Here is a 21722-nt window from a genome sequence, read left to right as displayed (position 1 = left end):
GCGACCGGCCGGTGACGCCGCGTCACGCCGCAGCCCCTTCGCGGGCCAGGCGCAGCGTGCGCTCCGGGGGCTCGACCTCCTCGGGGAGGGGGTCGAGCAGCGGTTCCGCGTCGGCGAGGATGCCCTCGATGGCGTGCAGGCCGGCGGCGACCCGGTCGCGGCGGTCCACCAGCTCGGCCACCTGGCGACGGGCCTCGGCGACGATCCGGTCCGCGTGCCGCGTGGCCTCGCCGACCAGCCGGTCCGCCTCCTGCCGCGCGGCGGCCCGCTCCCGGGCCAGCTCACGCGCCGCCTCCTCCCGGCGGGACGCCATCGCGAGGTGGAAGTCCTTCTCCTCCTCCTCGCGCAACCGCGCCGCCTGCTCGTCGAAATCGCGGCGCCGCTGCTCGGCCTGCCTGGTCATGGCCTCGACCTGCGCGCGGGCCCGGCCCATCACCTCGCTGTGCTCGGCCTCCAGCTCCGCACGACGCGCGTCCAGCTCGGCGACCACCCGTTCGCTGCGCTCCCGCAGCCGGTCGGCGGCCTGCCGCGCGGCCGACCAGTGCTGCTCGGCGGCGGCCCGCGCCCGCGTGGTGATCTCGGCGGCCTCGGCGTGCGCCAGCTCGACCACGCGCCGCAACCGCTCGGACAACGCGTCCGGGTCGATCGGGCTGCGGCTGATCCGGTCGACCCGCTCGGTCAGCTCCCGGACCTGCCGGCGGGTCTCCTCCAACCGGCGGGCGAGTGCCTCGGCGTTCGCCACCGCGGCGTCGCGGTCGGCGGCCAGCAGCCGCAGGTCCGCCTCCACGGCGCGGACGTAGTGCTGAACCTGGCCGCGGTCGTAGCCACGCCACACCAGGTCGAAGTCGGTGCGCAGCGGCACCACGCCGTCGTCGCCGGTGCGCTGGCCGGTGCTGAGGTCCGGGGCCGACACCTGATCCCACCTTCCTCTCGTCCGCCGGCGGCCCGTTCGGGCCGCTCACCCGCTACTACGAACCTGAGCCGGTCCGGGTTCCCGGTATTGCGCCGAACGGGCGTGTTTCGCGGTGGTTCCCGTCACCCCCCACGCCCGCGTCGCGGTCACGCGATTACGGCGGCCCACGACCGGGAATTCACGGTGCACGGGTTTCGTTGGACAGAAGTCGCCCTCCAGGGCGCGAGGCGGGCATCGCGCCGCCTCCGGTCAACTCGCCCTTTCCCCCTGCCGTTTCGCGCGCGCCGGGGTGTGATCCGACAAGGAGATGACATGCCGTCGACGATGGACGCCGCCCGCCGGACGCGCCGCGCGGAGTCCGGTCGGGACCAGTCCCAGGACGCCGACCTGCTGGGTCGCTACCTGCGGGAAATCGGCCGCACGCCGCTGCTCGACGCGGCCCACGAGGTCGAACTGGCCAGGCGGATCGAGGCCGGCGTGTACGCCGCCGAGCTGCTGCGTGCGGCCGACGCCGGGGAGAGCGCACCGCTGACCACCGAGCGCCGTGCCGGCCTGCGCGCGGTGGCGGCCGACGGCCGGGACGCCAAGGACCACATGGTCCGCGCGAACCTGCGGCTCGTGGTGTCGGTGGCGCGCAAGCACGCCAACCGCGGCATGCCGATGCTGGACGTGATCCAGGAGGGCAACCTCGGGCTGATCCGCGCCGTGGAGAAGTTCGACTACGCCAAGGGCTTCAAGTTCTCCACCTACGCGACGTGGTGGATCCGCCAGGCCATCGAGCGCGGCCTCGCGGACCAGACGCGGACGATCCGGCTGCCGGTGCACGTGGCCGAGCAGCTCGCCAAGGCGACGGCCGCGGAACGGCGGCTGCGCCTGGAGCTGGACCGCGACCCGACCACCGAGGAGATCGCCGCCGCGGCGGGCATGTCGACCGCCCGGCTGGTGGAGCTGCGCGCGGCCGACCGCGCCGCGATCAGCCTCGACGCGCCGGTGCGCGAGGACACCGACACGGTGGTGGGTGAGCTGATCGAGGACGGCGACGGCGTGCAGGCGCACGAGATCGTCGAGCAGGCGCAGCTCGCCGAGGAGCTGCGGGCGCTGGTGGCGTCGCTGCCGGAGCGGCAGGCGCACATCATCGCCCTGCGCTACGGCCTGCGGGACGGTCGCCAGCGCACCCTCCAGGAGGTCGCCGCCGAGATCGGCCTGACCCGGGAGCGCATCCGCCAGCTGGAGAAGGAGTCGCTGCGCCTGCTGCGCGACCCGGACCGCAGCGGCGCGGTGCTGGCCATGGCCGGCTGAGCCGCGGTCAGCGGCCGGAACCGCGCTCGACCAGCCCCGCCTCCCGGAGTCGTTCCGTCATGGCGGTGATGTCGTCGCGCACACGGGCCGGGTCGACGCCGTACACGGCGGCGAACTCGTCCGCGACCTCGCTCTCCGTCCGCCCGGCGAGGAGTCGTTCCAACGTGTGCGCGCCCATCTGGTTGAGCTGCCAGTAGGCGCCCGTCCGCTGGTTCAGCAGGACCATGCCGTCCTCGGCCTCGGTGCCGACCGTGTCGGCTCCCAGTCTCAGGTTCACCGTTCCTCCACGTGGGTGGGCATGGGACCGATCGTGATCAGCGGCCGGTAGGTGTCGTCGGGCACGCCTTCGTCGATCATGCGGCCGTCGACCGAAACCCAGGCGTGCGCGCCGAACGGGATCGTCCGCACGCCGACGCACCACGTCGGCCACGTGCCCCGGACCCGGCACAGCAGGGCCGTGGCGATCGACCGTTGCAGGCAGCCGTCGACGGCGCAGCGCAGGCTGACCGCGACGACCGCCGAACGCGCCGCGGACGCCTCGGCCGCGGTGGCGGCCCGCGCGTTGCGGCGGACCACTTCCATCACGGCGCGCAGGGATTTCGGCGAGAGCCGCGCCAACCCGGCCGCGACCCCCGCGGCCGCGGCCGGGAGCACCTTCTTGTGCCAGGGAAGCCGTGCCCGCGGGGGCACGGCGCAGGGCGTGCTCATGACACCTCCACCGGTTCGTGCACAGCGGATGCGCTGTGCCGCCCACCACTCCGCGCGTCGGTGGCGCGCAACCACATCTCGATGCTCACCACGTTGTCGAGATGGACCGACATGTCGTCGTTCATGACGTCCGGGGGCAGGCTCAACCGGGCGCGCACGGCGTCGAGGTCGATCATGCCGCGCGCGGCCAGCGCGGAATCCTCCAGTAGTTCCAGGATCTTCGGGATCTGCCGCTTCATGTCGAGTTCGCTGTTCTCCTCGTAGTCGCCCTTGGTGTACCGGTTGAGGATCATGTCGGGCACGAGTCCTCGCATGGCCTCGGCGAGCAGGGGCTTGAAGCGCCAAGGTGTGTAGCGCTCGTCGGTGCGGACGGCGAGCGCCGCCTCCACCACGCCGTCGTCCAGGTACGGCACCTCGAAGCGCAAGCCGCGGTCGGCGTGCGTGCGGACCATCTGCCTCGCGAACATCCCGGCCGTGCGCAGGCTGCTCACCGCCTCGTGCTGGCCGCGGTCGACCGCGAAGGGTCGTGCTTCGTCGGCGACACCACGCAGGACTTCCCGGCACAGGTCCACCGCTTCCGGCGTGGCCCAGGGCGAGGCGGCCATGCGTGACGCCCAGTCCAGCAGGGGCGCGCGCTTGGGGAGTGGGCGGCTCAGCTCGTCGGCGCACCTCCGCCACCACGCGTCCAGGCCGCGGCGGTCGGCCAGCGCGGCGATGGTGGGCAGCAGCGGCCACCGCCCCAGTGCGCGGTACACCCGCGCTCTCCGCAACGCCGTCCACGGTTTCCGGCGCAGCAGGCTGTGCAGGTAGAAGGGCGTCGCGGTGAACAGCTCGTCCGCGCCGTGGCCCGACAGGTGCGTGGTCGCGCCCTGCCGCACAAGGGTGTCGATGCCGCGCCTGATGCGGGTCATCCCGCTCGCGCAGATCTGCGGTTCCTCCGCGTCGGTGAACTCGTCCACGGCGACCAGCTCGCGCAGCCCGCCGTCGACCGCCAGTTCCAGGTGTTCCGCCCGGTCGAGCCGGCGCTTCGCCTCGACGGCGTAGTGCCGGTCGTCGTTGAGCGGGCTGCCGTCGAGCCAGCGGAACGTGAGCAGGTCCGGGGTGCCCTCGGCGGCGAGGAAGCACAGGGACGTGGAGTCCATGCCGCCCGACAGGTCCGCCGACAACCTGCCCACCGCCGGTTTCCGCCGCGCGACAGCGGTTCCCAGCACGTGACGCAGCTCGGCCGCGCCCGCCGCGAGCGAGCGCTCCGGCTCCGGCGGCGTCCACCACCGGGCGGACCGGCTCCTCCCGTCCCGGGTGAGCAGCAGGTACGAGTCGGGGGCCACGGCCTCGACACCGCGCCACCAGGAGCGTTCCCCGAGCGGCGGGATGAACAGCGGGAACACCGATCCCACCGCGAGCATGTCCACGTCGGGCTCCGCACCCACCACCTCGGCCACGACGTCGGCCCGGTCGCCCGCGACCGACACCCCGTCGACCCGTCCGGTGAACACGCGGCGCACACCGGCGATCGTGCCCTGGAACCTGACCTCGCCGTCGACCGAAGCCACCAGGTGCGCGCAGCCGGGCAGGACCCGCGCCAGCGCGTCGAGGTCGGCCGGGTGCCGGACGCGTACCAGGTGCGCGCGCACCTCACGCGGGTCGACCGGGCAGAACCCGAACAACACCACGCGCACCGGCCCCTCGTCGACCACCACCAGGTCCCGCGGCGACCACCGCCCCACCAGCCACGGCCGACCGGACGGGTGGCGCACGACGTCGGGTTCGTCGTGCGGCACGCGCTCGAACACCCGCGCCGCCGCCGCGGAATCGGGCAGCACGACCAGGCCGCCGTCGATCGCGAACCGCCTGCTCCGCCGCTGCTTGAAAAGCACGTCACTGCCCTTTCGCCGTAGGTCCCACCGCATTCACGCGCCCCGCGCGTCGAGGTGGGAGCCGAACAAATCCGACTCCCACCTCGACGTGCTCTTCGGTAACAACCGGCGGTCAGGCCGACGTCACCAGGTCTTGATCTTCCGGAACGGCGTCGTACCGTCCCGCTTGCCCCGGGGCTTGCTGCCCTTGGTCTCCGTGGTGAACCGGCCGACCTCGGCGGCGACCGGGGACTCGTAACGCGCCGGAAGCGACTTCTTGATCATTTCCACTCCTCGTGTGTTTCGATGACCGGGAAGCCATCGGCCCCAACATGCCGGGCACGCCGAAAAGGTCGCAAGACGACCGCCGGCAAACCACTCGTCCGCATGGTTCACCCGGGTATCCCGCCACACGCATTAGTCGAGCCACTCCACCGGAACGCGGTGAAGGGTTTCGAATGTGCCGGCTCACGCACACGTGTGATTCACCGCTCCGCCCAACCGTGTTCTGCACCGGATTCCGCACACGGACCGCATTTGGCGATGTGCCGTCCGGGCGATTCGCGAGAATTCACCATCGCCCGGCGGTGGAGACCGCACGGCCACCCCGTGGCCCGGCGCGCACTTGCCCGCGGGGGTTGTCGGCTAGTCCGATCGCGCACGTTCCGCCTCCGGTCGACGGGGTCGGAGCACACCCGACCACGTGACGAGGCCGCCCGGGTCGCCTCACCGCAGGGCGAGCCGCCACGACCCCGGTGACCGCTTCCCGGACGAACCCCTTCTCCCGGAAGGGTTCTCGCCCGCGACGGCTCCGGCACCACGCACCGGCTGCCCGACCGGCGGGCAGCGGAGCACGGAGCACACGGCCCCACCTCCCCGCCGCATACACTTCCGACAATCGTTCCCAAATAGCCCCTACGGGAGGAGTCCACGCCGTGCCTGACGTCGTACCGACAGAAGAGCGGGCGGCACCGGTGTTCCGGAGCGTGCCCTTCCTCCGGCTCTGGACAGGTGCGACGGCATCCGGTCTCGCCACCTGGGCACTGCCCTTCATCCTGGGCCTCGCCGTGCTCGACCGGTCGATCACGCCGGTCGAGTTGGGCTTCCTGCTCGCCGCTCGCACGGCCGGCTTCATCGCGGCCGTGCTGGTCGCCGGCGTGCTCGCCGACCGGCACTCGCGCCGTTTGGTCGTGCTGTGGGCGGGTTTGGTCGCCGGGGTCGCGGCTCCGGTGATCGCGCTCGGGATGGGGCGGTCGACCGCGTTGATGGCAGCCGCCGCGGTGTGCGCCGGGGCCGGACAAGGGGCCTGCCGCCCGGCCTTCCAAGCGCTGACGGCCGAGGTGGTGGCCGAGGACCAGCGGCAGCGGGCCAACGCGGCGATGACCTTCGCGGTGCGGATCACCACGCTGGTCGCACCCGGGTGCACCGCGCTGCTCGCCGCGGTCGTGGACACCCGTGCACTGCTCATCGCCGTGGGCGCGCTGTGGCTCGGAGCAGCACTGATCCCGCCGCCCGGCACCACCCGGGTCGGCGCGTCCGGGACCGCTCGGCCACGGTTCACCGAGGACTTCCGCGCCGGTGTCCGCGAAGCGCGCCGCCACCCGTGGTTCCTCGCCGGTCTCGGGGCCCTCACCGCTGTGATAGCCACCGGCTACTCCGCGACCGGCGTCGTGCTGCCGCTGGTCAGCCGCGACCGGTACGGCAGTGAGGCGGTGCTCGCTGCGGCGCTCACCGCCTACACCGCGGGAGCGCTGGTGGGCGCGGTGGTCGTGGCCCGGTGGCAACCGCGCGCACAGGGCTGGGTGGCGCTCGCCGGGCTGGCTTGCTACGGCTTCGCCCCGCTGATCCTCCTGCTGCCCGTTCCGGCGGAGATCGTCGTCCTCGCCTACGTGGTGGCGGGACTGGGCATCGAGTTGTTCAACGTCCCGTGGTTCACCGCCACCCAGCGGGAAGTGGCGCCGCAGTCCTTGGCCCGCGTTTCCTCGCTCGACTTCCTGTTGTCCTACGGCCTCGCGCCGCTCGGCTTGTCGTTGATCGCACCCGCGATCGACGCCTTCGGCGCCGAACCGGTGCTGATCACGTGCGCGGTGGTCTGCTTCGCCGCACCGGCCGTGGCGGCGCTCGTCCCGTCCGCACGTGAATTCCGGGCGGCTCGATGACGGCCATCGTCCCGCGGCGCACGGACGACATCGAGCGAGCCCGCGACGACCTCACCCGGACCGGGGCCGTGGTCCTCACCGGACTCCCGGCCGTGCCGGACTCGCTCACCACGGCCGCCGCGCGGCTCTTCGGCTCCCGCCTCCGCGAGCTGTACCCCTGTCGCACGAGGCGTTCGGTGAACGGGAACGTCGTGCCGTTGCACGCCGACAGCTTCGACATCGTCGTGGACGTCGCGGGCACGCCTGTTCGCCGCCGGCACCCCGACGAGGATTACGTGCTGGTCATGCTCACGCGCCAGGCGACCACCGGTGGGGAGTCGTTCGCACTGGACGCCCACGCCTTCACGGACTCCCTGCCCCCGGACCTGCGGGCGTTCCTCACGGGCACGGATGTCGACCTCTACGGCCGGTGGGCGGGGACCCGCGGCATGCCGGCAACACCGCGGGTCGGCAGGCTCGTCGAGCACACCCGCACCGGCAGGCGCATCACCCGGCGCACCGACGGCGTCGCCCCGCTGCACCGCGACCCCGCGACGGACGACATCACCGCCACGTTGTCCCGCATCACCGAGGAGGTCCACCGCGCACAGGCGGCGCTACCCCGCTTCACGTTGCACGAAGGCGACATCCTGGTGCTGGACAACTACCGCTGCTGGCACGGCAGGGACGAGCACCGCGGTGTGCGGACCACCCACATCCAAACGGTCCGCACGGACGACGCGTTCTGACACGAAGATGCCGATGCGCCTCCGGGCGGAGGCGCATCGGCGGACCCGGGCCGCTACTCGTGCGGCCCGTTGACCGGTGGGATCCGCTCGCCGGTGCGGACCGCCTTCGCCGTGCGGTAGGTGCTCAACTGCCACACCGTCGTCTGCTCGCCGGTGGGACCACCGGCGGAGTAAACGGGCAAGGCATTGCGACTCAGCCAGTCGAGGAGTTCCGGTGCGGCGTACCCGTAGCCGTCGCGCAGGCTCCGGCGCTGGGTCACGACGTACTCCGCGTCGTGCTTCGCCAGGGACTCCAACGACGGCCACACCCCGTACCCGGTCCGGGGCAGGTAGGCGAACTCGGCGGTCACCCCGGTCAAACCGACTTTCGTCCCGGGTGGGACGTTCTTGGTCAACCACGCGTCCACCCGCCGGTACGCGTCGTCCGTGACCAGCCTCGCGCTGAGCCCCAGCACCGCGGTCAGCGCCGCGAACGCCACCGCCACACCGACCACGAGTTTCCGGTTGAGCAGACCGCGCTCCACGCTCTCCACCGCGACGACGGCCAGTGCGAGCGCCGAAGGGACGACGACGTAGTAGCCGAACTGCTCCTCCAGCGTGCCGATGAACGCCGCGTAAACGCCCAGGGCTCCGCTGACCAGCGCGATCAGCCCGATCAACCGTCGTGGCGCACTGGCGCTGAACGAAGCGCCGACACCGGCCAGCAGGCAGAGCAGGATCAGCACGTAACTGGTGCCGAAGCGGCCGACCTCCTCGACCAGGCGGCTGCCCAGGTTCGGCGCGTTCGGCGCGTTGAAGCCACTGATCTGCACCAGACCCGCCATTCGCCCGAGTCCGAGCGACTTGGCCGTCCACCAATCACCCAGGTGACCACCGAGCAGCAGGAACACGAGGTAGATCGCGTATGGCACGATCGTCGCCCCCGCGGCGACCAGAACCAGGCGCGGTGCCAACGTCCGCCGCCAGACGAGGGCGAGGAGCAGCGGGACGACCGCCAGTACGAAGCCGATGTCCTTGACCAGCACCGCGCAACCGAACAGCAGCCCGGCGACGACCGGGCGCCACGGTGCCGAGTGGCGCACGGCGGGGAGCAGCACCAGCCAACCGGCCATCAGCAGGGCCGTGGTCGGCGTTTCCATCATCACGCGACTGTCCATCCGCAGCACGAAGGGGTCGAACGCCAGGACAACCGCTACCAGCGTGGCCGCGGCGGCGTTGTTGACCCGCCTGGTGATGAGGTACGCCAGCACGACGACCAGGGCGCCCAGCACGGCGTTGAGCCACCGGAGTTGGTACACGACCTCGATGGCCGACCCGGTCAGGCCGAAAGCCTTGACGACGAGACCGGTGACCAGGAACCAACCCGGTGGGTGCAGGAAGAACAGCTCCCCGTTCAAGTTCGGCAGGTAACCGTCCGCGACGTCGCGGGCGAGGTCCACGTAGGTCAGCTCATCGATGAAAACCTCGTTGGCGGTCCGCAGCCCCACCGCCCGGATGTAGAACGCACCCAGGCCCAAGGCCACCGGCACGAGCCAGTACCACCACGCTCCCTGAACCCGGAGCGAACCCAGGACGCCCGCGCGTGGTTTGATCGTGCGCACGGTTGCCGTCATCTGTACCGCCTTGAGTCGATCAGTATCGGATTTCGGATTATCGAGTCGAGCCATTGAGCAGCCCGTTCGCCGTTCAGGACGGGAAGTCCGTGCTCCTGGACCAGCGATCCGATCTGCTCGTCGGTGGTGGAGCAGGCACACGGAACGCCGATGTGCCACGCCGTCAGGAGGAGGTGGAGGTGTTGTCCGAGAACGGCATCCGCCTCGCCCAAGACCGCCCGCACCACGGGTGGGGTGAGGTCTGGCCCGAGGACCGGTAGAGCGACGTCGCCGGCCGCGGCGGCGATCGCGTGGATGAGGGAGGCGGTCGTCCGCTCCTGTTCGTCGGTGCCGTTCGCGGCTCGCGACAGGCCGACCACCGCCGCGGAGCCCCCGCCCGCCAACCACGTTCGCGCGGCGGTCACGAGATCCTCGGCCACTCGCCCGAACCACGTGCCGTCAACCGGCGCCTCCGGTACGAGCAGCAGGATCGGCCTCGTCGTGGCAAGACCCGCCTCGTGCAGCAGCCGACGCGCGACCGCCGGGTCAGCTGACGGCACCTGGACGCCCGTGTCGCCGACGTGGCAGATCCGCGCGCGACGCGAATCCAAGTGCCGGAAGGACCTCCGATCGCGCACGGTGAACGCTCGTGCCCCTGCGGCCGCCCGGCGCAGACTCCGCAGAACGTGTGCCGCCAGTCCGTCGCGGACACCGATCCCGACGTAGACGACATCACGCCCGGCGCACCGTGCGATCGCGGCCAGGTGCGGTAGCAGACGCCCCGCCACCGACATCCCGGGGCCGAAGGCGGTTCCCGCCACCACGATGCCGTCGCACCCGCGGAAAGCCCTGACGAGGTTGCCGACGGTGAGCCGGACCGCGGGCGTCCGGAGCAGCGAGCCGATCCGCTCGGGCACACCGGACAGGACGGTCACCCCGGCGTCTTCGTCGAGCGCTCGACGTGCGGCGAGGAGCGCCGACCACTCGGTGATGCCGTCCGCCGCGACGTCGCCGACCAGCACCAGCCGCGGTGGCCTGCTCCTCGCACGACCACGTCCCAGCCCGGCCACCTGCGCACGAACCACGGCTGTGGGGCTGTGCGCGGTCCTGCCGTGCACGCGGCGCAGGTAGACGTTCTCCTGGCAGCGGGCCAGCATGTCCCAGTCGAAGGACGAGGCGAACCGCTTCGCCCGGTCGACGCTCGACGGCGTCTTGCGCCTGTGCCAACCACGGACGATCGCATCGGCGTACCCCGCCACGTCGAACGGCGGGACCAGTTCTCCGCAGCCGGCGGGCACGACTTCGCGCAGGCACGGGATGTCGAAGGCGAGCACGGGCGTGCCGGTGGCCATCGCCTCGACGGCCACGATGCCGAAGGACTCGTACTGGGACGGGACGACCACCAGGCGGGCACGGGCCATCAGCTCGAACTTCGCGGTTCCGCTGATCCAGCCGACGAACCGGACGCGGTGGGCGATACCGAGTCCTTCCGCCAACGTGCGCAGGGCTGCCTCGTCGGGTCCGGTCCCCGCGATCACCAGATCGCCCCCGGTGTGCCTGCTCGCCGTCGTCCAAGCGTGCAGGAGTGCGTACAACCCCTTGTGCTCCGCCTCCAGGCGGCCGACATAGACGACATCGTCACCATCGGAGGCCGGAGGTGTGAACGCGGCCGGGTCGACGCCGTTGCCGATCACCTCGACGTCCGCGTGGGGGTTGAGTTCTCGCAGCGCACCGGCAACGCCGTGCGACACCGCGATCAGGTCGCGGTGCCGGCGCACGCCGAACCGCTCCACCCGGTGGAACGGCAGGTGGTACTGGTCGCTCTTCCCCCTGGCGTTGAGCCACTGCACGACTCCGACCGTCGGGCGCCCGGTCCACAGCGGTGCGGCCATGGTCGAGATCGGGGCGAAGAAGTCCTCCACGACCAGGTCGGCGGGAAAGCGACGCACGTGGTAGGGCAGGGTCAGCGCATACCCGGCGACCCGCCCGACGAGCGTCCGGCCCGCGCCGATGCCGACGTGGACGTACCGCACGCCGTCCTCGACCCGGTCCCGACAACCCGGGAACCTGGTCACCAGCACGGTGACCCGGTGCCCTGCGGCGGCCAGGCGCTTGTTGATCTCGTGGGTGCGAAGGGCGCCACCGCCCGCACCCGGCATGGCCACGTCCTCAAACCCGAGGTGCAGGACGTCGAGCCGACGACCCGGGGCCTTCGACTCCCCGTCCCGGGGCCGCAGTACCGCGACCGCGGCGACCACGGCCACACCCGACCACAACAGGGTGGAGAACCGGGCCAGGACCAGGGTTCCGGTGAGCACGGCGAGGAGTGGGAGGGCTCGCCACGCCGCGCTTCCCAGCGCTCCTGGCAGTGATCGCCACGCCAGTGCCAGGCAGAAGGCCGCGGAGAGGCAGGTGCCCGCCGCAGCGCCGAGCGCCATCCCGATCGTCCCCTGCGAGGCCCAACCGGTCACCAGCCCCGCCGGGACGATCACCGCCGAAACGGCGAGCCCCGCCCAGCACCTCCGCAGCGCGCCCGAGCCCAGGAGCACCATCACCAGGGTGCTCACGGCGCCGGAACCGAGACCCGCGACGGCCAACCACGGAACCAGCCGCACCGAGTCCAGGTACGCGCCGGGCAGGATCGCGCCGATGAACGGTGTCGGCACCGTCGCGATCACCGCGGTGACCGGGAGCGCGAGGCGGGCGAACGACCGCAGCATCTCTCCGGCGACCCGCGGCGCGGCACTCCGGGAAGCGTTGCGAAGCGCCGGGAAGCTCACCAGTGCGGCGCTCGCCGCGACGTAGACGGGCCCTTTCGCGATGGCCGCGACCGCTTGGTAACCGGCACCTGCCGCGGACTCCGCCGCGACCACCGCCACCAGGACGACGTCCGCGCTCACGAGAGCCGACACGGTGAACTGAACCGATGCGAGCGCGACGGTCTCCTTCCAGCGGTCGCGATCACACATCGAGTCGAGTCGCGCACCGCGGTCCGGCCACATCACCACGAGGCCCAGCACCACCACGGCCACCGTGCCGACCGCGTAACCGGCGATGGCACCGGACGCACCGAAGCCCAGTGCGACCGCGGCGAACGCGAGCGCCAGACGCAACAGCACCTCGGCGACCGCCACCGTCGCGAGCAGACCGAACCGGGACTCGCCCTGCATCCAGCCCCACACCGGTGAGGCGGCGAACACCGCCAATGCCGAGATGCCCGTCAACACGGCCATCACCGGCGACGCGAGGCCAAGGACGATCGCGAAGACCACCACCGCGGCGACCACGCCACCCGACAGCGCGACCGTCGAGGCGAACGCGACGGCCGACCTCCGCTCGGGTTCGCCGGTGCGATGCGCCCGCACTACACGTGCCAGCGGCAACGGCACCAATGCCCCCGAGACCACCCCAACGGTGGTGAGCAACGAGTGCGCCGCGCTGTAGACGGTGAACTGGCCGGTCGGCAGCAGATGTGCCATGACCATGGTGCCCGCGAAGCTCACGACACCGACCAGCCCGGCCGCCGCCGTCACCACGGCACTCGCGTGCAACGCGCTCCGACCGCTCATAGCCGGCCCGAGGCCGCGGGCGAAGGGCCGAACTCGGCGGGTCGACCGTTCGGCCCCAGCAACAGGTCGTACCGGTCCGCCAGGCGGACGCTCTCGACTTCCCTGCCCACGCGCTCGGCGACCGCCACCGCATCGCGGTCGTCGCACCCGCCCAGCAACATGGTGGTCACGCCCTGCTGGTCCGTGACCACTTCGTCGGTGCAGCGCAGCCGGCCCGTGAGCGGTGCGACCGCCGGTCGGCAGCGCACCACCGCCGCGATGTCGGGCCGGGCGACCCTGCGTTGGCGGCTCTGCCGCCCGGCCAGCTCCTGGATGACGACGCCGGCCAGCAGCTCGGCGCCGCGCTCCCACGTGAAGCAGGCCGCCCACGCCCGGCAGCGGTCGGCGAACGCCGCGGCGACGTCCGCGTCCGACAGCGCCTCCAGCGCGAACACGAGAGCACCCGCCAAGGCGTCCACGCTCCCGACGAGCCATCCAGTACGCCCCTCCACGACCGAGTCACGCACACCCGGACTCTCCACCGCGAGGCACGGCACTCCCCTGCTCGCCGCCTCCACCACCGAACAGCCCCAGCCCTCACCGGCCGACGCCGACACCGTCAACCACGCCCGGTCGAGGATCTCGTCACGGATTCGGTCGGGCTGGTGCCCGTGCAGGGTCACCACCCGCTCCAGATCGCGGCGGTGGACGAGCCGGCGCAGGCGGGCGGATTCCACGCCGTCTCCCACGATGTCGACGTGCAGGTCCGGAACCCGGGAGACCACCTCCGGGAGCGCGTCCACCAGGCGGTCCAGTCGCTTGTGCGGCACGAGCCGGCTGACCACGACGATCGTGGGGTTCTCCGCGCGCGGTGCGGCAGTGCCGACCGGCGGCTCCACGCCGTTGGGAACCACGGCGATCGGACCTCGCATCCGCAGGCGTTGCCGGAGTTCCGCCCGTGTGGACGGGGACACCGCGACGACCGTTCGCCGCCCGTAAGCGCGGCGCGCGACCGTGCCCTCCAGGAACCGGCCAAACATCGCCACCGGTGGGGGAAACCGGTCAGAGAACTGGTCCTGGTGCACGTGGTGGACGACCTGGACCACCGGCGTCCGGCTCCTCACGAAGAACGGGGCGAAGAACGGTATCCCGTTCTGGCAGTCCACCACGGCGTCGAACCGGTCCCGCTCGGACAGCAGGATCGTCGCCACCCTCGGGTAGACGGTGAACTGGCCGCCGGTGCGCACCACGTCGACGCCATCGATGGCGCAGTGCGCCGGGTGACCGTCCGGGCGAGCCGTCAACCACGTCACGTGCGCTCCGGCCGCGACCCACAGCCGCGCGATGCGGTGCATGTACTGCTCCGCGCCCCCGGCTTGGGGATGGTGCACGTCCCGCCAGTTCAGGACCGCGATCCGCTTATCCCTCAGCATTTCCACATTGGTGCTCATCCAGCACGAACTCCATACAGACGCAGCAGCGAGGCGAATGCTTCCGCCCCGTCCCGGACAGGGCGGAAGGTCGAACGGGCGTCGTCGGTCCACGTCACCGGGATCTCCACGATCCGCCGCCCGGTGTTCTGGAGCAGGCGGAGCAGTTCCACGTCGAAGGCGAAGCCGTTCATCCGACTCCGTCGCAACACTTCCTGCGCCACCTCTCTTCGGAAGAACTTGAACCCGCACTGGGTGTCGTGGACGCCCGCCACCAACGGGCGGGAGAGCACGCGGAACGCCGCGCCCCCGACACGTCGGGTCAGTGGTCTCGGATGGGCGAATCGAGCACCCGGCGCGTGCCGCGACGCGACCACGGCCGCCGCTCCCCGCCGCAGCTCGGACATCACCTCCGACAGGGTGTCGATCGGGGTCGACAGGTCGGCGTCGACGAACCCCACGAAGGCGGCCGTGCCCGCGAGCACGCCACGGCGCACCGCGGCGCCCTTCCCGGCTTGCGAGCAGCCGATGACCGAGATACCCACCTCGGTCGAGACCACTCTCCTCGCCGCGGCCACGGTCTCGTCGACGCTGCCGTTGTCGACCACGACGATGCGCGTCCTCCACGCGCAGCTTTCGAGATAGGCCACGGCCTCCCGCAACGTGCCGGGCAGCCGCGACGCTTCGTTGTACGCCGGCACCACGATCTCCAGGTCGCAGGCCGCCCGACAACCACTTCCGTCCACGGATCGCCGCAGATCGGCCACTGAGGCGATCACGGGAAGGCGACCTCGCCACACCGGACGAAGGGCCTCTCGGCGCCAGTGTGACGTGGTCGTGCCGACCACGCGGAAAAGCAGTCGAACGAAGTCGATGTGCGTATCACCGGACTCAGCCGCCCCGTCCCCTCGATCATGCCCTCTGGTCACCCGCGGTTCCGCGCAGTGCGGTGCGAGCAGTGTCCGGAAATGTGTCCACCCGGGACAATGCCGCAGAGGTCGCATTCGGCCGACCGTTGTTACCGTGCGAGTTGACCGCAGGTCGACCGGCACGGATCGGGCTCCGAGGTAGTCCATTGTGGACACCAAGGGTCGTCGTCACCCCATCGGCGCACCGAACGTCCGGGAGAACGACGAACCGCTTGCGTGAAACGTCACTTCCGCGGTCCTACAAGGCAATTGCACATCGACGCCACAACGAGCCTCTACTATGGTCGGTCGAGTCGCGGTTGAGTGCCACTCGAAAGGCCGCGCGGAAGCCACCCCGAGCACGCACTGGTGCGGCTTCCCGACAACAGCACCGCCCCGTGAACGACTTACCTGTAGTCGCCATCACAGCGCCACGGGTGACCGCCCACTTGAAATGATAATGATTTTCATTCAGGGTGGAGCCGTCAACGACGGAAGAGGATCCATGCCAAGCCCTTCTCACCTCAAGACCTCCTGCACAGCAACGACCTTGGTGATCGCACTACTCATCTCGGCGTGTTCGGGGACGCGACGAGCGACCGAGCCCGCTCCCACGGGAAATCGCATCGAGATCACCAGTTGCGGGCGGAACTTGGCCTTCGACAGCACTCCGGAGCGGGTGGTCTCACTGGACCAGTCCTCCACGGAGACACTGCTCTCGTTGCGCGCGGGCAGCCGGATGGCCGGCACGGCGAACATGAAGACAAAGGTCGATCCGCGGTTCACCGAGGAGTACGGGAGGATCCCGGTGCTCTCCCCCAAGATCCTGACGTCCGAGCAGCTACGCGCGGCCAACCCGGACTTCGTGGTCTCCGCTTTCAGCGAGCTGTACACCCCGGACCGGGCGGGTACCCGCGAAGAGCTGGAGGCGTTGGGCGTCCGCACCTTCGTCAGCGAGGTGGGTTGCGAGGGCCACGGCGGCAGCCCGTTCGAGCGACTCTTCCGCGACTTCGAGACTCTCGGCGCCGTGTTGCGGGAGCCGGACCGCACGAGGGAACTGGTGTCCGACCAGCGCGCCGTCGTGGAGCAGGTCCAGGCCGCGGCTCTCGGGCGGCGAGGCGGCTTGCGAGTCGCCTGGGTCTACTCGGTGTTCAAGGGCGTGCCGTTCGTGGCGGGCAGGAACGGACTGCCGAGCGACATGAGCCGCCTCGCGGGCGTGGTCAACGTCTTCGACGACATCGACAAGCAGTGGCCGGAGGTGTCCTGGGAGACGTTCGCCGAGCGAGCGCCGGACGTGATCGTCGTCGGCGACCTCTCCGAGCGCGGCAATCCCGGCGACAGTGCCGACGAGAAGCTGACGATGATGCGTGAGCACCCGGCTCTGTCCACTCTGGACGCGATCCGCTCCGATCGCATCATCCGGGTGCCCGGTATCGAGATGGACCCGTCCGTGCGTTCCGTCAACGCGCTGCGCACCTTCAGCGAGGAGCTTGAGAGGTTCGCGCCTCGTGGATGACCCGAAGTCGTTGCTCGACCCGAACGCCCGGCTGGCCGACGTCGACCGGCCGCCCGCCGGTCGACGCGGTCGGTTGCTGGAGTTCACCGCGCTGACGAGCGGTATCTGCGTCCTCGCGATCTCGCTGGTGGTCACCACGTGCCTGGGCGCGCACGCCGGACTGGGCTGGCCGGAGGTCGGCCGCGTGGTCGGCTTCCACGTCGGCTTGGCGGTCGAGCCGCTGCCGCCGCTGGTCGACGCGCTCATCTGGGACGTGCGCATTCCCCGGGTGCTGACCGCCGCGCTGGTCGGCGCGGCGCTCGCGGTCTCGGGGGCGGCGCTGCAAGCGATCACCCGGAACTCGCTCGCGGATCCCTACATCATGGGCGTCTCGGCCGGTGCTTCGACCGGTGCGGTGGCGGTTGTCGTCCTGGGCTTCGCCGGCTCGCAACTCGGCACGACCGGTGGTGCGTTCGTCGGGGCCTTGATGTCCGTCGTGCTGTCGATGCTGCTGTTGCGCCGCAGCACGCACAAAGCGATGCGGATCATCCTGACCGGAGTGGTCGTCGGCCAGCTCTTCAGCGCCCTGACGTCACTCATCCTCATGGCGTCCGGTGACGCGGACAGCACCCGCGCCCTGACCCACTGGCTGCTGGGCTCCATGGCATCCGCCAGGTGGCACTCGGTCGTGATCTGCCTGATCGCCTTCGGCGTGGTGTTCGCCGTGCTGTGGTCGTGCGTACCCGCACTGGACTGCTTCGCCTTCGGAACGGACACGGCGTCCTCGATGGGGATCAACGTGGCCGCCACACGAGCCGTGCTGCTGATCTCGACGTCGTTGTTGACCGCCGTGTCGGTGGCGCAGGTGGGGGTGATCGGCTTCGTCGGTCTCATCGTTCCCCACACCGTCCGCCTGCTGCTCGGCTCCCTGCACCAGGTCCTGCTGCCGATGGCCGCGGTGGTGGGCGCGGTGTTCATGCTGTGGTCCGACGCGCTGGCGCGGGTGGTGTTCGCACCGCTGGAGGTGCCCGTCGGCGTGGTGACCGCCTTGCTGGGCGTCCCGCAGTTCCTGTTGATCCTGCGTTCGAGGGGTGAGAGGTGAAGGTCGAAGCACGAGGGCTGTCGTGGGGCGTTCCCGGCAGGACAATCCTGCGGGACGTCGACTTGACCATCGCGGACGGCGAGAAGGTCGGGCTGATCGGCCCGAACGGCTCGGGCAAGTCGTCCCTGCTGAGGTGTGTGGCGGGCTTGCGGGCACCGACGTCTGGTGAGGTCCGGTACGACGGCGTGGACATCAGCAGGTGCTCCGCGCGGACCAGGGCTCGCCACCTCGCGTTCGTCGAGCAGACCTTCGAGACCGAGTGCGAGCTGACCGTCGCCGAAGTGGTCTCGCTCGGCCGGACGGCACACCGGATGCGCTGGAGCCAGGGCGATGCGGCCGATGAAGCCGTCGTCCGCGTCGCCATCGACCACCTCGGTCTCACCGGCATGGCGGACAAGAGGTGGAAGTCCTTGTCCGGGGGTGAACGGCAGCGGACTCAGCTGGCTCGTGCACTGGCACAACGAACTCCATGCCTGTTGCTCGACGAACCGACCAACCACCTGGACATCCGCCACTGCCTGGACCTGCTGGACCACCTGGCGGCCACCTCGCAGACCGTCGTCGTCTCCATGCACGACCTGGCTCTGGCCGGGACCTACTGCGACCGCCTGGTGCTCGTGCACAACGGTCGGGTCGTGGTCGACGGTGCGGCCGAGCACGTCCTCTCCGACGACCGCCTGCGCGAGGTGTTCGGCGTCGAGGTCGAGTTGGACCGCGACTCCGCCGGTCGCGTGGCGGCCCACTACCGAAAGGTTCGCTCATGACCACGTCTCTCGACGTCCTCATCGCCGATGTGCTGGCGGGGAACCAAGGACCCGCTCCCGACACCGTCCGAGCCACAAGCGTCTTCTGGGTGCACCACGGGACAAGGCTCGCCGGGAGCACGGTCTGTTACCGCAACAACTACGTCCTGGCTCGCGTCGGCACGGCGATCGGTGGGTGCGCCTTCGCCGACGGCGAGGTCCGGCCGGAGAGCTGCGCGGCCTCCTCCGGTGACACCGTGGCGAACCTGCTGGCGGACGGTCCCACCGCGCTTCGCGTCGCCGTCCTGGACGCCTACCTCGCCAACCAGCACCCCCACCGACTGGCCGGAGCGGAGTTCGTCCTGCCGGCCGGCACCCCCGAGGTCCGCGCCCGTGCCCGGGACAACGCCGTGGCCGCGCTGCTCGGCCCTCTCCACGGCCGGAACGTCGCGCTGATCGGGGTGGTCGACCCCTTGGTCGCGGCGATTCGCGACCGCGGTGGCCGATGCCTTCCGTGCGACCTCGACCGGCGGAGCACGCAATGGGGCGACCCGATCACCGCTGACATGCGAGAGGTGCTCGAACAGGCGGACGCCGTGGTCGCCACGGGCATGACTCTCGGCAACGGGACGTTCGACGACATCCTGCGCACGTGTCTGGAGAAGGACGCGCCCCTGGTGGTCTACGCCCAGTCCGGCAGCGCCGTGGTGCGGCACTTCCTGGGGCGGGGAGTGACGGCGCTGTCCGCGGAGCCGTTCCCGTTCTCGCAATTCAGCTCGGCGGAAACCTCCCTCTACCTGTACCGCGCCCGTTCGTGACCACTCGGAGGCACTACGTGGACTCTCACATCACCGACGCGCTCAGCCGGCCGGCGCTGATCCGCTTGGAGGACGGCCTGCTGTGCGTGCGCTTCGAATCGATGAAGGTGGTGTCCGCGCTGGCCGCGGTGCGCCGCCTGCTGGCCAGCGGCACGGTGGAGGTTGGGGACACCCTGGTCGACAGTTCGAGCGGGATCTACGCGTACGCGCTCGCGCTGGCCTGCCACCGGTACGGCCTGAAGTGCCGCATCGTGGCGTCGACCGCGGTGGACCGGACGCTCCTCACGCAGTTGGAGATCCTCGGCGTCGAGGTGGACAGAATGCCGAGCACCACGAGCTTGCGCCTGGACCAGGATCGCCGTATCTCCCGGGTGCACCGGATCCTCCGGGACAACCACCGGCACCACTGGATGCGCCAGTACCACGACGACATCCACTACGAGGGTTACCGTGCGGTCGCCGAAGCCCTGCGCAAGAGGATGGCGAGCGACCGCCTGACGATCCTCGGGGGTGTCGGCACCGGTGCCTCCACCGGCGCCCTGGGACACCACCTGCGCCAGGTCGTCCGGGACGTGGCGCTGGTCGGGATCCAGCCCTTCGGCAGCGTGACGTTCGGCGGCGAGCACGTCGACGACCCGGATGTCATCATCGCCGGTATCGGCAGCTCCATCCCGTTCGCCAACGTGGTGCACGCCGCCTACGACACCGTCCACTGGGTCGGTTTCGACGCGGCGCGCTCGGGCAGCGTGGAACTCCTGCGCCGCAGCGCGATCTTCGCCGGGCTCTCCACCGGTGCGGCGTACCTCGCCGCCCGCTGGGAGCGCGGCCTCCACCCGGATCGGGAGTTCGCCTTCCTGGCTCCCGATACGGGGCATCGCTACGTCAACGCGGTGTACGCCCGCCACCGGACGACGACACCGGTCGAGCAGTTGGAGCCCCACCTGATCGACCACCAGTCACAACTCGCCCTGCCGTGGTCGCGCATGAGTTGGGATGGAGCACCCGCGCCCGTGAACGCCGTGTACCGACCGTCGGCCGTCGAGGACGTCCTGCACACGTCGCGCGACTGACTCCGCAGCCGACTCCAACTCCACCCGAAGGCCGGAACCCGGCCCGCACCTACGGACGACTAACCGTGCGCGTCTCCTTCGAGAAGAGATTCACCGAGATCACCACCTGGGTCGAGCGGCACCCGATCGCGGTCGACGCGTCGATCGCGATCGCCCTGGCCCTGATCGACCTCGTCCTCGGGTTCACCACCGACGTCCGACCGCACGTCAACGGAACACCCGACGAACTCGACCTCGTCTCGGCGACCTCGGTGTCCTGCCTCACCTTCCGGCGTCAGGCACCGTGGTCGGTGTTCCTCCTGCTCACCGTCAACAGCACCGTGATCACCTACGCCCACGGGTTGCACGTCGGCGCGACGACAGCACTGGTCATCTCCCTGTACACGGTGGCGGTTCGAGCTAAGTCACCCTGGGCGTGCATGGTGGCCGCCTTGCCGCCGGCGGCACTGGTCGTGGTGATGCTCTTCGCCGAACGAACCGGAGGGGATGAGTTCTGGCCGGAGGCGTTGGCAAGCGTGGTGCCCATGTCGATCGCCACGGTCGCGCTCGGTCGCACGGTGCGCCGAAGTCGCCACCAGGCGACGCGGTTGGCGGAGGCGCTTGACCGCCTCTCCGACTTGCAGCGCCGCCTGGCGGACGAGGCCGTGTCCCGGGAGCGCCTGCGGATCGCCCGCGAACTCCACGACGTCATCGCCGGCAGCCTGGGTGTGATCAACACGCGGTCCGGTGTGGCGCGCTTGATGTGCCCGAAGTCCGACCGCCACGCGAAGGAGGCGCTGCACGTCATAGAAACGGTGTCGAGGAACGCGGTGGACGAGATGCGTCACCTGCTCGGAGCGCTGCGGACCGGCGGCCCCGCCGCCACATCCCGGCAACCGGGCCTGGACGACCTGCCGGACCTGGTCACCGGAGCGCGGCGGTCCGGTCTGCCGGTCCGGCTGCACGAGACCGGTGAGCGGCGGCCGGTAGCCGAAGCCGTGGGACTCGCCGCCTACCGCATCGCACAAGAAGCTCTGACCAACGTCTTCAAGCATGCGGGCACGGTGCCGACGACGGTGAGCTTGCAGCACGACACCTACGGGTTGCACATCACCATCCACAACGCTGTTGGTGAGGCAACGACACCACATCGCTCCTGCGGGTACGGACTCGCCGGGATGCGCGAGCGCGTGATGGCTCTCGGCGGGTCGTTCCACGCTGAACACACACTCGACGAAGGCTTCGTGGTCCATGCATCGCTCCCCGCGAACAGTCGTGAGTAGCACGCGGCCACGCTGAGCACGTGATTCATACCGCGGACGCGGTACCTCCGGAACCTACTCCGGCTGACTTCCCGGGTGCGCGTCCGCTCCC

General features: G+C 70.8%; 19 protein-coding genes. 9 read left to right on the top strand and 10 right to left on the bottom strand.

Annotated features, from left to right (window positions below; genetic code table 11):
- Positions 1–22: 22 nt before the first annotated feature.
- Positions 23–913: a coiled-coil domain-containing protein gene (locus tag KZQ38_RS13265; protein WP_219441670.1), complete on the bottom strand. Its 891-nt coding sequence runs from the start codon at positions 911–913 to the stop codon at positions 23–25.
- A gap of 312 nt (positions 914–1225) precedes the next feature.
- On the opposite strand from KZQ38_RS13265, the gene KZQ38_RS13260 reads away from it, so the two are divergent.
- Positions 1226–2212, top strand: coding sequence for a sigma-70 family RNA polymerase sigma factor (locus KZQ38_RS13260; RefSeq protein ID WP_219441668.1), 987 nt, complete (start codon positions 1226–1228; stop codon positions 2210–2212).
- Between the two features lie 7 nt (positions 2213–2219).
- On the opposite strand, the gene KZQ38_RS13255 is transcribed toward KZQ38_RS13260, so the two are convergent.
- From KZQ38_RS13255 to KZQ38_RS13240, 4 genes are all read right to left on the bottom strand, one after another.
- Positions 2220–2489: a lasso peptide biosynthesis PqqD family chaperone gene (locus tag KZQ38_RS13255; RefSeq protein WP_219441666.1), complete on the bottom strand. Its 270-nt coding sequence runs from the start codon at positions 2487–2489 to the stop codon at positions 2220–2222.
- The gene (locus KZQ38_RS13250) at positions 2486–2920 is read right to left on the bottom strand and encodes a lasso peptide biosynthesis B2 protein (RefSeq protein WP_219441664.1); all 435 of its coding nucleotides are present in this window, start codon (positions 2918–2920) and stop codon (positions 2486–2488) included. The genes KZQ38_RS13255 and KZQ38_RS13250 overlap by 4 nt, the downstream gene beginning before the upstream one ends.
- Complete coding sequence (locus tag KZQ38_RS13245) at positions 2917–4797, bottom strand: asparagine synthase-related protein (RefSeq protein WP_219441662.1); 1881 nt, start codon at positions 4795–4797, stop codon at positions 2917–2919. Before KZQ38_RS13245 ends, KZQ38_RS13250 begins: the two co-directional genes overlap by 4 nt.
- Before the next feature lie 123 nt (positions 4798–4920).
- On the bottom strand, positions 4921–5061 hold the full coding sequence (locus tag KZQ38_RS13240) for a hypothetical protein (protein ID WP_219441660.1): 141 nt from the start codon (positions 5059–5061) through the stop codon (positions 4921–4923).
- Between the two features lie 689 nt (positions 5062–5750).
- On the opposite strand from KZQ38_RS13240, the gene KZQ38_RS13235 reads away from it, so the two are divergent.
- Entirely contained in the window at positions 5751–6935 is a 1185-nt protein-coding gene (locus KZQ38_RS13235) for an MFS transporter (RefSeq protein WP_219441878.1), read from the top strand.
- Positions 6932–7663 (top strand): TauD/TfdA family dioxygenase, encoded by a 732-nt coding sequence (locus KZQ38_RS13230; protein WP_219441651.1) that lies wholly within the window; start codon positions 6932–6934, stop codon positions 7661–7663. Before KZQ38_RS13235 ends, KZQ38_RS13230 begins: the two co-directional genes overlap by 4 nt.
- 53 nt (positions 7664–7716) lie before the next feature.
- Here the strand turns inward: KZQ38_RS13230 and KZQ38_RS13225 are convergent, their stop codons facing one another.
- The 5 genes from KZQ38_RS13225 to KZQ38_RS13205 form a co-directional block, all read right to left on the bottom strand.
- The gene (locus KZQ38_RS13225; RefSeq protein WP_219441650.1) at positions 7717–9276 is read right to left on the bottom strand and encodes an ArnT family glycosyltransferase; all 1560 of its coding nucleotides are present in this window, start codon (positions 9274–9276) and stop codon (positions 7717–7719) included.
- Complete coding sequence (locus KZQ38_RS13220; protein WP_219441641.1) at positions 9273–12824, bottom strand: glycosyltransferase; 3552 nt, start codon at positions 12822–12824, stop codon at positions 9273–9275. The genes KZQ38_RS13225 and KZQ38_RS13220 overlap by 4 nt, the downstream gene beginning before the upstream one ends.
- Positions 12821–14254, bottom strand: coding sequence for a glycosyltransferase family 4 protein (locus KZQ38_RS13215; protein ID WP_219441633.1), 1434 nt, complete (start codon positions 14252–14254; stop codon positions 12821–12823). Before KZQ38_RS13215 ends, KZQ38_RS13220 begins: the two co-directional genes overlap by 4 nt.
- Positions 14251–15012, bottom strand: a complete 762-nt coding sequence (locus KZQ38_RS13210; RefSeq protein WP_308258374.1) for a glycosyltransferase — start codon at positions 15010–15012, stop codon at positions 14251–14253. Before KZQ38_RS13210 ends, KZQ38_RS13215 begins: the two co-directional genes overlap by 4 nt.
- A gap of 648 nt (positions 15013–15660) precedes the next feature.
- A complete protein-coding gene (locus tag KZQ38_RS13205) occupies positions 15661–15900 on the bottom strand; it encodes a hypothetical protein (protein ID WP_219441890.1) in 240 nt (79 codons plus the stop codon).
- Here KZQ38_RS13205 and KZQ38_RS13200 point away from each other — a divergent pair.
- The 6 genes from KZQ38_RS13200 to KZQ38_RS37060 are packed head-to-tail and all read left to right on the top strand — an operon-like array spanning position 15881 to position 21631.
- On the top strand, positions 15881–16657 hold the full coding sequence (locus tag KZQ38_RS13200) for an ABC transporter substrate-binding protein (protein ID WP_257901396.1): 777 nt from the start codon (positions 15881–15883) through the stop codon (positions 16655–16657). The two genes, KZQ38_RS13205 and KZQ38_RS13200, sit on opposite strands and share 20 nt — an antisense overlap.
- Positions 16650–17738, top strand: coding sequence for a FecCD family ABC transporter permease (locus KZQ38_RS13195; RefSeq protein ID WP_219441629.1), 1089 nt, complete (start codon positions 16650–16652; stop codon positions 17736–17738). Before KZQ38_RS13200 ends, KZQ38_RS13195 begins: the two co-directional genes overlap by 8 nt.
- Entirely contained in the window at positions 17735–18502 is a 768-nt protein-coding gene (locus tag KZQ38_RS13190; RefSeq protein ID WP_219441627.1) for an ABC transporter ATP-binding protein, read from the top strand. Before KZQ38_RS13195 ends, KZQ38_RS13190 begins: the two co-directional genes overlap by 4 nt.
- Positions 18499–19299 (top strand): Rossmann-like domain-containing protein, encoded by an 801-nt coding sequence (locus KZQ38_RS13185; RefSeq protein WP_219441625.1) that lies wholly within the window; start codon positions 18499–18501, stop codon positions 19297–19299. The genes KZQ38_RS13190 and KZQ38_RS13185 overlap by 4 nt, the downstream gene beginning before the upstream one ends.
- A complete protein-coding gene (locus KZQ38_RS13180; RefSeq protein WP_308258373.1) occupies positions 19296–20369 on the top strand; it encodes a pyridoxal-phosphate dependent enzyme in 1074 nt (357 codons plus the stop codon). The genes KZQ38_RS13185 and KZQ38_RS13180 overlap by 4 nt, the downstream gene beginning before the upstream one ends.
- Positions 20273–21631 (top strand): sensor histidine kinase, encoded by a 1359-nt coding sequence (locus KZQ38_RS37060; protein WP_219441623.1) that lies wholly within the window; start codon positions 20273–20275, stop codon positions 21629–21631. The genes KZQ38_RS13180 and KZQ38_RS37060 overlap by 97 nt, the downstream gene beginning before the upstream one ends.
- Positions 21632–21722 lie beyond the last annotated feature (91 nt).

Source organism: Saccharothrix obliqua, assembly GCF_019375475.1.
Classification (GTDB): domain Bacteria; phylum Actinomycetota; class Actinomycetes; order Mycobacteriales; family Pseudonocardiaceae; genus Actinosynnema; species Actinosynnema obliqua.
The sequence above is the reverse complement of the archived record's forward strand: the minus strand, read 5'-3'. Positions and strand labels throughout refer to the sequence as shown.

Excerpts from the sequence above, each read along its gene's own strand:
- KZQ38_RS13240 (WP_219441660.1), bottom strand. The coding sequence starts at position 5,061 with ATGATCAAGAAGTCGCTTCCGGCGCGTTACGAGTCCCCGGTCGCCGCC.
- KZQ38_RS13220 (WP_219441641.1), bottom strand. The coding sequence starts at position 12,824 with ATGAGCGGTCGGAGCGCGTTGCACGCGAGTGCCGTGGTGACGGCGGCG.
- KZQ38_RS13185 (WP_219441625.1), top strand. The coding sequence starts at position 18,499 with ATGACCACGTCTCTCGACGTCCTCATCGCCGATGTGCTGGCGGGGAAC.
- KZQ38_RS13205 (WP_219441890.1), bottom strand. The coding sequence starts at position 15,900 with ATGTTCGCCGTGCCGGCCATCCGGCTGCCCGCGCGCAACGAGAGCAGT.
- KZQ38_RS13225 (WP_219441650.1), bottom strand. The coding sequence starts at position 9,276 with ATGACGGCAACCGTGCGCACGATCAAACCACGCGCGGGCGTCCTGGGT.
- KZQ38_RS13230 (WP_219441651.1), top strand. The coding sequence starts at position 6,932 with ATGACGGCCATCGTCCCGCGGCGCACGGACGACATCGAGCGAGCCCGC.
- KZQ38_RS13200 (WP_257901396.1), top strand. The coding sequence starts at position 15,881 with ATGGCCGGCACGGCGAACATGAAGACAAAGGTCGATCCGCGGTTCACC.
- KZQ38_RS13260 (WP_219441668.1), top strand. The coding sequence starts at position 1,226 with ATGCCGTCGACGATGGACGCCGCCCGCCGGACGCGCCGCGCGGAGTCC.
- KZQ38_RS13250 (WP_219441664.1), bottom strand. The coding sequence starts at position 2,920 with ATGAGCACGCCCTGCGCCGTGCCCCCGCGGGCACGGCTTCCCTGGCAC.
- KZQ38_RS13215 (WP_219441633.1), bottom strand. The coding sequence starts at position 14,254 with ATGAGCACCAATGTGGAAATGCTGAGGGATAAGCGGATCGCGGTCCTG.